12 protein-coding genes are annotated in these 12885 nt (G+C 67.6%); 2 read left to right on the top strand and 10 right to left on the bottom strand.

Annotated elements, in window-relative coordinates:
* Window positions 1–4 precede the first annotated feature (4 nt).
* Entirely contained in the window at window positions 5–1432 is a 1428-nt protein-coding gene (locus OXM57_01240) for an NAD(P)H-hydrate dehydratase (protein ID MDE0351304.1), read from the top strand.
* 29 nt (window positions 1433–1461) lie between these two features.
* On the opposite strand, the gene OXM57_01235 is transcribed toward OXM57_01240, so the two are convergent.
* The 4 genes from OXM57_01235 to OXM57_01220 all read right to left on the bottom strand — a co-directional run bounded on the left by OXM57_01235 (window position 1462) and on the right by OXM57_01220 (window position 4720).
* Entirely contained in the window at window positions 1462–1770 is a 309-nt protein-coding gene (locus OXM57_01235) for a putative quinol monooxygenase (GenBank protein ID MDE0351303.1), read from the bottom strand.
* Between the two features lie 13 nt (window positions 1771–1783).
* Window positions 1784–2824, bottom strand: a complete 1041-nt coding sequence (locus tag OXM57_01230) for a hypothetical protein (GenBank protein MDE0351302.1) — start codon at window positions 2822–2824, stop codon at window positions 1784–1786.
* Between the two features lie 41 nt (window positions 2825–2865).
* A complete protein-coding gene (locus OXM57_01225) occupies window positions 2866–4194 on the bottom strand; it encodes an aspartate aminotransferase family protein (GenBank protein MDE0351301.1) in 1329 nt (442 codons plus the stop codon).
* A 91-nt stretch (window positions 4195–4285) separates the two neighbouring features.
* Window positions 4286–4720, bottom strand: a complete 435-nt coding sequence (locus tag OXM57_01220; protein ID MDE0351300.1) for a hypothetical protein — start codon at window positions 4718–4720, stop codon at window positions 4286–4288.
* A gap of 231 nt (window positions 4721–4951) precedes the next feature.
* Between OXM57_01220 and OXM57_01215 the strand changes: the two genes are divergently transcribed.
* Entirely contained in the window at window positions 4952–6043 is a 1092-nt protein-coding gene (locus OXM57_01215) for an acyltransferase (GenBank protein ID MDE0351299.1), read from the top strand.
* A 44-nt stretch (window positions 6044–6087) separates the two neighbouring features.
* Here OXM57_01215 and OXM57_01210 read toward each other — a convergent pair whose 3' ends face one another.
* The 6 genes from OXM57_01210 to OXM57_01185 all read right to left on the bottom strand — a co-directional run bounded on the left by OXM57_01210 (window position 6088) and on the right by OXM57_01185 (window position 12767).
* The gene (locus tag OXM57_01210; protein MDE0351298.1) at window positions 6088–6324 is read right to left on the bottom strand and encodes a hypothetical protein; all 237 of its coding nucleotides are present in this window, start codon (window positions 6322–6324) and stop codon (window positions 6088–6090) included.
* 4 nt (window positions 6325–6328) lie between these two features.
* A complete protein-coding gene (locus tag OXM57_01205; GenBank protein ID MDE0351297.1) occupies window positions 6329–7639 on the bottom strand; it encodes an aromatic ring-hydroxylating dioxygenase subunit alpha in 1311 nt (436 codons plus the stop codon).
* A gap of 105 nt (window positions 7640–7744) precedes the next feature.
* Entirely contained in the window at window positions 7745–9529 is a 1785-nt protein-coding gene (locus OXM57_01200; protein MDE0351296.1) for a PEP-utilizing enzyme, read from the bottom strand.
* Between the two features lie 73 nt (window positions 9530–9602).
* Window positions 9603–10709, bottom strand: coding sequence for a hypothetical protein (locus tag OXM57_01195; GenBank protein MDE0351295.1), 1107 nt, complete (start codon window positions 10707–10709; stop codon window positions 9603–9605).
* A 70-nt stretch (window positions 10710–10779) separates the two neighbouring features.
* A complete protein-coding gene (locus tag OXM57_01190; GenBank protein ID MDE0351294.1) occupies window positions 10780–11859 on the bottom strand; it encodes a phosphoglycerate mutase family protein in 1080 nt (359 codons plus the stop codon).
* On the bottom strand, window positions 11856–12767 hold the full coding sequence (locus OXM57_01185) for a catechol 2,3-dioxygenase (GenBank protein MDE0351293.1): 912 nt from the start codon (window positions 12765–12767) through the stop codon (window positions 11856–11858). The genes OXM57_01190 and OXM57_01185 overlap by 4 nt, the downstream gene beginning before the upstream one ends.
* Between the last annotated feature and the right edge of the window lie 118 nt (window positions 12768–12885).

The following is a 12885-nucleotide window of genomic DNA, read 5'->3' as shown; positions in this document are numbered from 1 at the left end:
TCTGATGATTCCGGTTCTCACGGCTGAACAATCCCGGCGCCAGGATGCGGCGGCCGCCGTGGATCCGCGCACCCTGCTCGACCGGGCCGGCCTGGCGGTCGCCTTGCAGGCGGTCGCACTGGGGGCGGGCTACGGATCCAGGGTGGCGGTGCTGGCCGGTCCCGGGAACAACGGGGGTGACGGGTACGTGGCGGCCCGCTATCTGGCAGGGCGGGGGATAGCGGTGGACATCTATCCGCTGGCCGAGCCGCGCACCGATCCGGCGATATGGGCGCGCGACCTGGCCAGCCGGGAAGGGGCGCGGGTTCGGAGCTGGTCGGATACCAGGCCCGCCGACATGGTGATCGACGCTCTGTTCGGAGCGGGCTTCCGGGGCGAGCCCCCCGACCTCTCATCGTGGACGCGGCCCGGCCCCGGCGAGGCAGCCGGCGTGCCGTGGTTGGCGGTCGACGTACCCTCCGGGCTGGACGCGACCACCGGCGAGGCGGCCGAGGGCACACCCTGTGCCCGGGCCACGGTCACCTTCCACGGATACCGGGTCGGGCACCTGGTGGGCTCCGGTCCCGACCGGTGCGGCGATGTCGTGGTGGCCGACATAGGCCTGCCGGATGTAGAGCCGGAGCTGTGGCTGTGCGAGCAGGGGGACGCTCCTCTTCCCGTGCGGTCCCGGACCGCGCACAAGTGGTCGGCGGGCTCGGTGCTGGTGGTGGGTGGATCGGACGGCCTGGACGGGGCCGCCACGCTGACCGCCCGGTCGGCGCTGCGCGCCGGTGCCGGGGCGGTGATGATCGCCTGTCCCCCCACGGTCGAGGAAAAGGTCCGGGCACCCGAGATCATGACCCGGGCGATCGGATCGGGCCGCTCGCTATCGGCGGCCGACCTCCCCCAGGTGCTGGAACTCGCTCAGCGCTTCGATCTCGTGATCATCGGGCCCGGCCTCGGCTCGTCTCCCGACCTCGGACGCTTTGTTACCGGGCTTCTCCGGGGTAGGCGGGGGCCGGTGGTAGCCGACGCCGACGCCCTGAACGCGCTCGGAGATCCGGGAGAACTTGCCCGCCAGGGAGACACCGTCATCACGCCGCACGCGGGAGAGTTCCAACGCTTGACCGGACGGGCGGCAACCTACCGGGAGGCGGCCCTATTGGCCGGGGACACGGGAGCCACCGTGTTGTTGAAGGGAGCGCCGACATTCGTCATGGGCGCGGAGCATTGGCTGGTCAACTCGGGCGGACCCGAGCTCGCCACCATCGGCACCGGCGACGTGCTGGCGGGGATGATCGGAGCGTTCTGGGCCGCCGCCGGGGGGGACGGCGCGGAGGCGGCCCGGTCGGCCGCCTACTGGCATGGCAGGGCGGCATCCGAGTTGGCGGCCCTGCGCACCGTGACCGCCGACCTCCTGGTCGAACAGGTGGCCATCACCACCCGGCGCTGAACCAGTCCCACGGCCGAAGCCGGGGTCGCTCAGGCGATCTGCGTCATCCTCATCTCGCCGTGCTCCAGGATCAGGTGCGTGACCGCGGCGCTTCCGTCGCGGATGTGGGGCGAGGCGATGTGACGTTCCAGGTCTTCCTCGCTCCGCCAGTACTCGACGAAATAGAAGAGGCCGGGATCGTCGTTGACGCCGTGCAGCTGGTAGTCGACGCAACCCTCTTCCTTGAGGGTGGGGGCAACGAAGCCCGCCAGCGTCTCCCGAACCGTGTCCTCGGCGCCGGGCTCGGCCCGTACCCACGCCACGACGCTCAGAATGTCCTTGTCGGTGGTATCGCTCATGCCCGGGATTGTACTACTCGCTGCGGCCCGCACCGGAGTGTCCGGCCAGCAGGCGGGCGGGGTTCTTCTGTAGGAGCGTGTCCAGATCCGCGTCGGAAACACCCCGGGCTTCGAGACGAGGGACGATGTGGCGGAGGAAGTGGTCGTAGCCGTGACCGCCGTAGGCGGCCAGTTCGTGCTTGAAGCAGATGTCCTGGCCGGGGAAGATACGGTCGGTCAATCCTGATTCGATCAGCATGACCAGGGCGTCCATGCGGTCCTCGTCCGACGGGAGCCAGGTCTTGCGCATCGCGTAGTAGAGCTCCCGGCCGAAGGTGTCGAGGCCCAGGCCGGCACCGCACTTCACGGCTTGCCGGTAGCGGTCGAGGTCGGAGCGAAACCGGTCGTCGAGGTGGCTCTGGACCACCCTGCTCATGTCGGCGCCGGCGTCCGACAGCACCTCGATCACCTCCAGGGGTGAGTCGGCCCCTGCGGCCGAGTGGGCGATGATGGCGCAGCCCACCTGCTGCTGGGCCAGAGCGGCGGCCTGTAACACCTTGCGCTCGGCCGGTTCCATCGGGTAGCCGGTGACACCCAACTCGCCGATCACACCGGCCCTGATCGCGGTACCGTCCATGCCCTCGGTGAGGTCCCGGATCATCTCCGCGGCGATATCCTCCACCGGCCAGCGGTGCAGGCCGGCCGGATGGGTGGCCTCGACGTAGAAGCCGCATCCGGCCACGATGTTCACACCTGACTCGGCCGCCAGCCATTCGAGGACGCGAGCATCGCGGCCCAGGCCGGGCGGGGTGGCGTCCACGATCGTATGACCTCCGGCAGCGCGGTAGCGCTTGAGTTCCTCTACCAGGACATGGGGCTCGTCCACCACCAGGTTGTCCCGGCATGCGAACGGGCTGGCCCGGACGCGGCCCAGGCGCTCCGGAGTCACCGGGCAGAAGGCGATGGCGGGGTCGTCGTCCGGCCGCCAGTTGCAACGGATGTCGACCAGCAGGTGCTCGTGGACCAGGGTGGTGCCGAGCTCGGCAGCGGGGATCTCCCCCAGCACCGTCCGCACCCGGGCCTGCTCGAGCGGGGGCGGATTTCCTAGGGCGGGTGTCACCCCGACAGGAAGGAGCGAAGGGCCTGGTCGAAGCGCTCCACGGTGCTGTCGATGACGTCCCCGGTGTGGGTGCTGGACAGGAACAGGTTGCCGAGCCCCGAGATCCGTACCCCGGCTGCGGCCAGGTGCGACAGGAAGGCCGCCCGCCGGGCCTTGTCGGTCATCAGGACCTCGCGGTGGTCCCTCACTCCGGCCATCCCGGTGAACATCAGGTTGAAGATGGTGGGCAGGCCCTGGACCAGGCACGGCGCGCCACGGTCCTCGATCACCCCGCGGAGCCCCTGCATGAGGCGGAGGCCCTCCGCCTCCAGCGCGCCGTAGAGTTCGCTGCCGCCCAGGTACAGGTGTTCGAGAGCCGCCCGGGCGGCGGCCATGCTGATCGGAGAGGCGTTGAAGGTGCCGGCATGGGTGACGGCGCCGGTGCTGACGATCTCCATGATCTCCCGCCGGCCGGCCACACAGCCGACCGGGAAGCCTGAGGCGAGGGCCTTGCCCATGGTGGTGAGGTCAGGGGTCACGCCGTATCGGCCCTGGGCGCCACCCATGCCGGCCCGGAAACCGGTGATGACCTCGTCGAAAATGAGAACGATCCCGTGGAGGCTGCACAGGTCGCGCACTGCCTCCAGGTAGCCGGGGACCGGTTCAACCACCCCGCTGTTGGCCATGACCGGCTCCATGATGACCGCCGCCACCGAATCGCCCACCGATGCCAGTACCTCTTCGATCACGCCCGCATCGTTCCAGGGCACGACGATCAGGGACGAGCCCGCCTCCGGTGCCATGCCGGCAGACTCGGGCACGGCCGCCAGCCCCGGGCCTTCCGCTGCGGGCTCTGACCCGCTGCCCACGTTGAAGAGGACGCTGTCGGCCCAGCCGTGGTAGTGGCCCTCGAACTTGACCACCAGGCTGCGGCCGGTGGCGGCGCGGGCTATCCGGACGGCGGCCTGGACCGCCTCTGTGCCGGTCATGTTGAAGCGCACCATCTCGGCGGAGGGCACCATCCGGGTCACGAGGCGCGCTACCTCGACCTCCAGTTCGTGCTGGCCGCCGTAGAGGATGCCCCGTGACAGCTGGTGCTCGACAGCTTCGAGGACGAAATCGGGCCGGTGCCCGAGGAGCATGGGGCCCTGGCCCATCACGTAGTCGATCAGCCGGTTCCCGTCGGCATCGAACAGGTAGGGTCCCTCCGCCGACTCGAAGAAGATGGGGTGGGGCTGTTCCCCCATCCGGACGTTGCTGTTGACCCCCCCGGGGATCACCTTCCTGGAACTCTCCAAAAGGCGCCGCGACTGCTCGAAGCCCAGTTTGACCATCTCGCCCTGCATCTGTCGCACCTCCCGGACAGTACCGGTACCCGATCTGCCGGTGATGCTACCCCTGGCGGTCGGGCCGGTTACGGGAGCCTCGTTCGCGGGGTCATTGCTCGTCCGCACGGCTTGAGAACACCCTCCCGAAGAGCCACCAGACGAGATAGCCGACGCCCAGAGCGAGCGCGAGCGCGAGCAAAGGCGCCCCCGGCCAGTCGACGGTCGGGTTGCCCAACCAGGTGTGGCAGCGCTCCCAGCTGGGAACCCCGCCCAAGTCATTGCATCCGGCGACCATCGTGCTCAGGAGGGTGACCACACCCGCCGCGACCGACAACATGGCTCGCAAGATCGCAAGCAGGAGTCCCGTCCTGCCACGGGCCGGCACCGATCCGGCCGACACGATCATCGCTCCCAGCCCGGCTGCGACCGCAACGCTGATCACCATCCAGGTCGCTGTCTCCGGGGTGTCTTGAGAAGATATCGCACCCAACACGGTGACTGCGAGCAAGGTGCCGGCAATGATCCAGCCGACGGCTAACCGCACTGTGGTGGCCCATCCTTCCCACTCGAGGACCAGTAGCTCACGATCCGACAAGGGGGATCGGACTCGCTGTCGGCGGATCCCGATTCCCGCTCGTGCGAGCCGCTTCGTTCACTGTATCCATCGTGTCCGGGTCATGCGGCCGTGTCCCGCCAACCGGGTGCCGCTGCGACACCCGGCTTGCCACGATCTGGGCCAACCAGGCGAGTGCCCAATGGGTAGGATTCCGGGCGGATGGCGGCGTATCGGGACCAGTATGTAGATCTTCTGCGGTCGATATCGCTGGTGGTGGTGGTGATCTGGCACTGGGTGTTCACGATCCTCGTGGTCTCGCCCTCGACGGTGTCGCCGTCGAATCCGATAGGGTCCACCCGCGGCCTCTGGGTGGCGACGTGGGTGCTGCAGGTCATGCCCGTGTTCTTCTTCGTGGGCGGTTACACGCACCATCGGTCCTTCCGTAACTACACCCGAGGGACCTCCCGGCGGTTCCTGAAGCGCCGGATGGGACGGCTGCTGGCACCGGCGCTGGGACTGGTGGCCGTGTGGGTCATCATCGGCTGGGTGCTGGAGGTGACCGTGGATCCCGCCTGGATCTGGTCAGCAGTGATCCTGGTGCTGTCGCCGCTGTGGTTCCTGGTGGTGTACGTGGTGATGGTCCTCATCGCACCGATCGCCATCCGGGCCCACTGGCGCTGGGGCGAGATCGCACCGGTCTGGCTACTCGGCTTGGCAGGGGTATTGGATGTGCTCCGCTTCACCCAGGGTCAGGGCTGGGCTGCCTGGGCCAACTTCCTGGTCATCTGGGGCCTTGCCCACCAACTCGGCTTCTTCTACGACCGTCTGGTGGCCGCTCCTGCCCGCACCGGCTGGATGATGTTCTGGGCCGGCCTGTTCGCGCTGGTGGCCCTCACCAACATGGGCTTCTACCCGCGTTCTCTCGTGGGCGTACCCGGTGAACGCTTCTCCAACATGGGACCCCCGACCCTGGCGATCGTGGCGCTGACCTTCCTGCAGGTGGGGCTGGTGCTGGTCATCCGGCCCAAGGTCCTCGCATGGCTGGAGAAGGGGGACCTAGCCCAGCGGGTGGTGGGCTGGATCAACGAGCACGCCATGCCGCTCTACCTGTTCCACTCCACCGGCATGGCCGTGGTGGTGGCCATCCTGTTCGGCTTCGGCTACGTCCCGCCGGCCGAACCCACCCTCGAATGGTGGCTGACCCGACCCATCTGGCTGATCGGCCCCGCCATCGCCACCTGGCCCCTCCTAGCCCTGTATCGCGTCACCAAACGCCCGACCGCAACCGCCATCCCGAAGGCCGCGGACTAGCCGAGCAGCTGCTCGCTCAGAACCGGCGCGACAAGTGGTGCGTCTCAGTCCTCGGGCTCGTGGCCGACCATTCGTTGGATTCTCACTATGTCGCCGGCCCAGCCGCAGGCGTTGCACCAGGTGTGGAACACCTTCCGATCGGCTTCCCAGTACTCGACGGAGATGCCCTCCGCTCCCGTCACCGCACCTCCGCAGTTGGGGCAATGGCGGGGCCTGTCCGCCAGGTGGGAGATCCGGTCGGGATCCCACCAGTGGGCGCCGGAGACGCGTTGCTCCGTCATCGCATCACATGGTCCGAGGCGCGCCTGCGTCGAAAGGCTGCCTCACCGCGTACTCGTCCGAGCTCGGCATCTCACCCCGGGCCCGGGCGGCTTCCAGATGGATCTTGCGCAGGGTGTCGAGGGCCGGCGAGTAGCGGGTGGAGCCCATGTCCAGCCAGGCCAGGGCGAAGTCGATCCCGGCGCCGAACTTCTTCTTCTCGCACGGAAGCTCGATCCGTTCCTGGGGCACCCTGGTGAAGGCCACCGTGGGATCCTCCCCGGCCTCCACGCGGGCCATCTGGGCCTTGAACATGCGCCTGATCATGATGACGCCGATATCGGACTTGCCGATGTGCTCGGAGGTCCGGTCGGCGATCTTGCCCTGGCTCACCCACGCCATCACATCCTGGCCCTCGATGTAGTCGACGATGTGGCGACCTTTGTCGTCGAGCCACTTGTACTCGTAGTCGACCGGGTAGATCTGCTCCGGATAGGTGTCGAGGCCGTCGGGGTGGTGGTTCGAGTAGAACATCGCCCAGGTGGTGGTGTCGTCGATCGGCACCCTGATCTGCATCTGATCGATGCCGGCGCCGCCCACCCGCATCGAGTGCGGGAACACCAGCGGATGGCCCACCGCCCAGTCATCGTCCTCCTCGGTGTGACCCTCTAGGACCCGGCGCTTCAGGATGCCCCACTCCATGGCGTCGAAGCCAACCTTCAGGTGCTTCTTTTGGAAGGACTTGGGCGCCACGAAGCCCTGCTGGGCGCCCAGGAACTCGAAGTAGCGACCGTGCAGCCACTCGACATGGTGGGGATCGACCGAGTTCTCCATGATCTGGAGCCAGTTGCAGGGCAGCATCGAGTGGCCCACGTCGACGAAACCCGGATCCACGAACACGTCGAACCGGGGCAGCACCGGGGCCGGGTCGGGGCCGATGTATGCCCACACCATCCCTCCCAGCGCCTCTGCCTTGCCGGCGAAGGCCTTGACGTGCCGCATGAAGGCGGACTTGCCCGGCTCGGCCGGCTGCTCGATGCAGTTCCCGGAGCAGTCGAACTTCCACCCGTGGTAGCCGCACCGCAGGCCGTCCTCCTCGACCACGCCGTAGATCAGGGAGGCGGCCCGGTGAGGGCAGGCCTCCTGGACGATGGCGTAGCCACCCTGCGGCGTCTTCCACAGGGCGAAGTCCTCGCCCAGCAACCTCACCTTGCGGATGGGCCACTCGTCGAGTTCCCTCGTGAACGCGACCGGATACCAGTAGCGGCGCAATAGCTCGCCCATAGGCGTACCCGGACCGACCCGGGTGAGCCGTTCGTTCTGCTCCTTGGAAAGCATTGCTTCTCTCCTTTGTGTCTAGGAGGGTGCCGGAAGGCTATCCAGCTGGGTTTCGGCACCCTCCTTGTCCGCGTACGCCTTTGATCCGTCTGCCTCCGCCCGCTGTCAGTCGAGGACGGTCACCGTGCCGGAGCTTCCGTCGACCCGCAGCATCGTTCCGGTCTCGATGTCCCTGGTGCCGAAGGCGGTTCCGGTGACGGCCGGCAGGCCGTACTCCCGGCACACGATGGCGGCGTGGGACATCATCCCACCGATGTCGGTGACCGCCGCTCCGATCGTGCCGAAGGCGGGCGCCCAGCTCGGCGCCGTGATCGGCGCCACCAGGATCTCGCCTTCCTGGAGCTGGCCGATGTCGTCGGCCGACATGATGACCCGGGCGGGGCCTTCCGCCACTCCGGGAGATGCGGCGAACCCGCGCAGGCCGCCGTCGGCGTCGTCCCCGGCGCCCAGCCACATGCCGATGCTCTCCGAGGTGATGCCCCAGAGCATGATCGTGAACGGCTCGGTGACCACCTCCGGCGGCTCGCCCAGGGCCGGGGGCGGGCTCCACTGCCGCAGGGCGTCGACGATGCCCCTGCGCCGGGCCACTTCGCGTGGCCAGTAGACCGGGCCGCGTGGGCTGGTGCCCACCGCCCAGGCCGAGTACATGTCCCAGAGGGCCTCGTTGACCTCGTCCCGCTTCATGTAGAAGACGTCGTCCCGAGAGGCCAGGAACCCTTCCTTGACGAATACGTCGCCCAGTTCCTTCATCTTGCGGAACATCACCGAGTGGCTCCAGTGCTCGACGTAGAAGTTGTGGTTCTCGACGTAGGGGAAGACCACCCGGGCCAGGCCCAGCTTGCCCTGGAAGGCCTCGCGGTCCTCGTCCGAGGACAGCAACGCCGTGTACTCCTCCACGATCCGGTCGCGCTCGGCGCGTATCCTCTCGATGGGCCTCGAGATGTCCTCGCCCGCCTTGAGGCGCTCGACGTACCCGGCCACGAAGCCCAGCGGGATCTCCGGATGCTCGATCCAGACCTTGTCGCTGTGGTAGAAGCCGTTGCCCGCCGAGTAGTTGAACCAGGGGTGCTTGACGGAGTTCCAGTGGTCCATGAACGGCGTGCCCTCGAGGGCGTCCAAGCCGCCCGCCAGTTGGTCCTCCAACCCGTTGTCCGCCACGATGGCGGCGAGGGTCTTGAGCTCCTCGTCCGGCCGGAACAGGTCCACCTCGACCCCGGCGACCATCCGGGCTATCGCCAGGTCGGGGATGTTGGGGAAGGCCTGCTTGCAGAATCCGAAGTAGTCAAGATAGGCCGCGTAGCCCAGGTTCAGGAACTCGAAGTGGTAGTGCCAGAGCTTGAGACCGAGGTTCAGCAGGCGACGGTACTCCTCCTGGATGGTGAGTCCGGAGCCGGTTCCGTGGCCTTCCGTGATGACCTCGAGGTCCTCCTTCTCGGGAAGAGGCGAGAAGCTCAGACTCTCCATCTCGTCGATCAGGTCTTTCATCTTGACGAGCCACTTGTCGTACAGGTCGCCCCAGTTCATGAAATAGAACCCGGCCCGCTCCATGAACTGCGGTACGCGGGCCTCGATCTCGGCGCCGTCCAGGACGGGTACCGGGGTCAGGTACGTGTAGCCGTTCAGTACCCGGTAGTCGATTCCCAGGGCCGGCGGGATCAGGTAGTGACGCGTGTTGTACTGGGACAGCGCCGCGATCGCGTACTCGTACCAGGTGGCGTCCCAGGGTGTGAGCGGCTCCGCCCAGTGGATGCTGTCCTGGAACCAGAAGGTGGCCTCCTCGTAGTCCCGCCGATCCTCGGAAAACGGGAGGGAGTATGTGTACAGATCCTGCCACCCTTCGGCGCCGGGTGGGGTCTCAGCCTCGAACGGACTGGGGAAGCGCTTGGCCATTTGTTGGTCTCCTTTTCGAAATGGATGCTTCTCGGTTCTGCCGGTTGTCTTCGACTCCGCTGTTCAGGTCCTGTCATGCCTCCCTGTCATCGATGGATGCGGGATCCCGCGTGTGGATAGGGGAGAGCAGGGTGGACACGATGCTGTCCATGAATCCCGACGTGGGCTCGGACACCTGGCGAGGGGCCTTGCGGCTCCACACCGTCTCGGGCCTGCTCTGGAGCATCACCACGTTGCGACCCTCCGGCAGGTGGCGGTCCACGGCCCACTCGATGTCCTGGGGGGAACCGAAGTAGCGTTCCGCCGCCTTGGCCATGCGGGCGATCTCGAGCAGCTCTGTGTCGCTGACCGACGGGCTCTGCTGCCTGGCGGCGACCACGTCACGCCACTCCACCCCGTCTCCGTCGGCGCGCATCACCAGCTCGGTGTGCTTGGGGGAGACGGTGCGCGAGTGGATCTCGAGGATCACCTTGTCCACCAGGAAGTTGTCAGGGGTGACCTCTCCCGACACGACCGCCTCGCCCAGGCCCCAGGAGGACTCGATGGCGACCTGGGACCGGTCCCCGGTGGCCGGATCGAGCGTGAAGGCCACCCCCGCCGACTTGGGATCGACCATCTGCTGGACGGCCACCGACATCGACACCACCTGGTGGTCGTACCCCATCTCGTGGCGATACGACATGGCCCGGTCCGTGAACAGGGACGACCAGCACCGCTTGACATGCTCGACGACGGTGGCGGCGCCCCGCACCCACAGGAAGGTGTCCTGCTGCCCGGCGAAGCTGGCGTCCGGAAGGTCCTCGGCGGTGGCGCTCGAGCGGACCGCGACGGGCACGTCGTCCTGATTGCAACGCGAGCACAACTCCGCATACGCGGCGCGGATGGCGTCCTCCACTCCGGCCGACATGGGTATGGCCTCGATCAGGGACCGCACCTGCCCGGACACCTCCCTTATACCGGGGGGATCGCCGAAGTCGACCGTGGCCAGGAGAGCCCTGACCTCCTCCACGGTCCGGGGGTGGTTCCTGATGGTCTCGAACCCGTCCGTGGTTATGGCGAAACCCGGCGGAACGGGGAGATCGGCGTTGATCATCTCGCCCAGCCCGGCGTTCTTGCCCCCGATCCTGGGCCTGTCCTCGGTCCGGTAGTCGTTGAACCAGATGATGAACCGGTTACTCATGTTGGGCTCCCGGTCGGGGGTCGGCGCCGGACGGGGGAGGCTGGCATCGGGGCTGACGGTGGGGCACGCATCACACATGCCGGTGGTCGGATGCCGACGGTGGCGGTGTCCAATCCTCGTCGAGCGACCAGGTGGGTAGGTCGCCGATGTCGGGAACCATGACCTCCTGGACCCGGTTGCGGTAGATGACGAGGGCTTCCCGGCCTCCCTCCATCAGCTTCACCCGCACGTGCTCGGTGTTGTAAGGCTCGCCCGGGTCGTAACCGAACGCCCAGATGGCGAAGGCGCGTATCGGGCCCGAGTGGGTGGCGATGACGATGCGGGCCCCGGGATCGGCGGCGGCGAGGGACCTGATCCCGGTCCAGAACCGCCGCACGCAGAGGGCGGGCGGCTCGAAGTGCAGCATGGGGATGGTGAGCCAGTGCTGGATCGGGTCGCCTCCGCCATGCTGGGTACGCCAGAACCGGTCGATCTCGACCAGCCAGGCGGGGCGGTCGCCCAGGGCGATGCGCTCGAACCGCTCCAGGACCGAGTAGTAGAGGCGGAAGGCGGCGGTCACGTCCATGATGCCGCCCGGGGTTGCGACCATGAAGTTGCGGAACTCGTCGTACGCCCTCGGGTCGATGACCTTGACGTCCTTCTCGAACAGCTCCAACCCGTCCAGCACGGAGCGGTGGATCTGCTCGATGGTCTGGCCGGCCCGGTTGGTGGCCGCATGGGCGAGCACGATCCTCTCCCCGGCGCCGACCCGGCGAGCCAGCGTGTGGCCAACAGAGCGCGCCTGCCAGGCGCCCAACGGCGTGATGCCGGCCTCCGTGGAGTATCCCTGGGTTTCGGCGTGCCGGACGAGGTAGACGTCGTTGACCACCGGGCGGGCGGCCTGGGGTGGGGCGCCGATCTCCTTGTTGCGGTTGTCCTCGCTGAGCACCATCTGCATGCCGTGGTCGGACCGTTCCCACAGTGGCGGCAGCGGCGCGGTGATGGTCTCCGTGGACCGGCGCTGCCGGAAGCGGCGCAGGTACAGGGGAATGGCTTCGTCGCTGTCCTCGTCGTGGTCAGGGGCCTTGGTGGCCCGCTCGAGGTAGCGCGCCAGGTACATGGGCGCCTCGTCCCGCTCGGTGCGAGGGAGGTCGGGCCGCTTGCGGGTCACGAGTGCACCGTCATGAAGCGGTGGTCGACTACCCCTTCGTAGTAGAACACGGCCCGCCCGATCTCCGCCTCAGTCCAAGTGACCGGTTCCCGGTCGGGGTCGGCCCAGTAGCCCCCGGTGTAGACCTCGTTGCGGTTGCCGGCGGGATCGAAGAAGTACAGACCGTGCCCGCGGGTGGCGCCGTGGCGGGTGGGGCCGGCGTCGATGGCAATGCCGTGGTAGGAGCAGATGTCGGCCGCCTTGCGGACCTCGTTCCAGTCGTCCAGCCAGAAGGCCATGTGATGGAAGGCTCCGTTCGGTCCGGTGATGAAGGCGATGTCATGGGGGGTGTGGGTGCGTTCCAGGAAGGTGACCAGCTGGTGCCCGTCATCGGCCAGGATCTGCTCGGTCAGGCGGAAGTCGAGCACATCCGTGTAGAAGGCGGTGGTCTCGTCCACGTCCTCGCACATCAGGAAGATGTGGTCGAGACGGGGCGGGTGGATTCCCACCAGGCCCTGCGGTTCGGGCGGCGGGTTGGTCAGCGGGAGGAGGTTCCCGACCTGCGCCATGCCCCACACCAGTTCGGTGGTGTGGCCGGAGGGCGCCACGAACTGCACCGTCGCGCCGGACCCGATGCCCAGTTCGCCGGGTTCGAACCGCTTGGTGGCGATCCCGGCCGCTTCGATGCGGGATGCCAGGTCATCCAGATCGGACTCATGCTGCACCTTGAACCCGAACCTCTCCAAGCCGTAGGTGGGCGCGTACTCGAGGATCACGCTGTGGTGCTGGTGCTCGTCCCAGCACTTCATGTAGACCCGCTCGGGTTCCCTGGCCGTCTCGATCAGGCCGACCACCTCCGAGTAGTAGGCCGTAGCCAGTTCGATATCCGGGACCCGGACCACCACGTGGGAGAGACGCAGGATGCCCATCAATGGTCGCCCTGTGGAATGGCGCTGTGGTATGCGCCGGCAGCGGCGTTCGTCGCAAGGCCCGCTGACGAAGGCGTACCCGTAGGGTACGTTGAGGAGGCGGAACGCAGCGAGGGGC

Source organism: bacterium (assembly GCA_028820935.1).
Taxonomy (GTDB): domain Bacteria; phylum Actinomycetota; class Acidimicrobiia; order Spongiisociales; family Spongiisociaceae; genus Spongiisocius.
This window is presented reverse-complemented; position numbering and strand designations above follow the sequence as displayed.

Coding starts and splice junctions, on each gene's coding strand:
- OXM57_01240 (MDE0351304.1), top strand. CDS start 5: ATGATTCCGGTTCTCACGGCTGAACAATCCCGGCGCCAGGATGCGGCG.
- OXM57_01235 (MDE0351303.1), bottom strand. CDS start 1,770: ATGAGCGATACCACCGACAAGGACATTCTGAGCGTCGTGGCGTGGGTA.
- OXM57_01225 (MDE0351301.1), bottom strand. CDS start 4,194: ATGCAGGGCGAGATGGTCAAACTGGGCTTCGAGCAGTCGCGGCGCCTT.
- OXM57_01215 (MDE0351299.1), top strand. CDS start 4,952: ATGGCGGCGTATCGGGACCAGTATGTAGATCTTCTGCGGTCGATATCG.
- OXM57_01210 (MDE0351298.1), bottom strand. CDS start 6,324: ATGACGGAGCAACGCGTCTCCGGCGCCCACTGGTGGGATCCCGACCGG.
- OXM57_01205 (MDE0351297.1), bottom strand. CDS start 7,639: ATGCTTTCCAAGGAGCAGAACGAACGGCTCACCCGGGTCGGTCCGGGT.
- OXM57_01200 (MDE0351296.1), bottom strand. CDS start 9,529: ATGGCCAAGCGCTTCCCCAGTCCGTTCGAGGCTGAGACCCCACCCGGC.
- OXM57_01195 (MDE0351295.1), bottom strand. CDS start 10,709: ATGAGTAACCGGTTCATCATCTGGTTCAACGACTACCGGACCGAGGAC.
- OXM57_01185 (MDE0351293.1), bottom strand. CDS start 12,767: ATGGGCATCCTGCGTCTCTCCCACGTGGTGGTCCGGGTCCCGGATATC.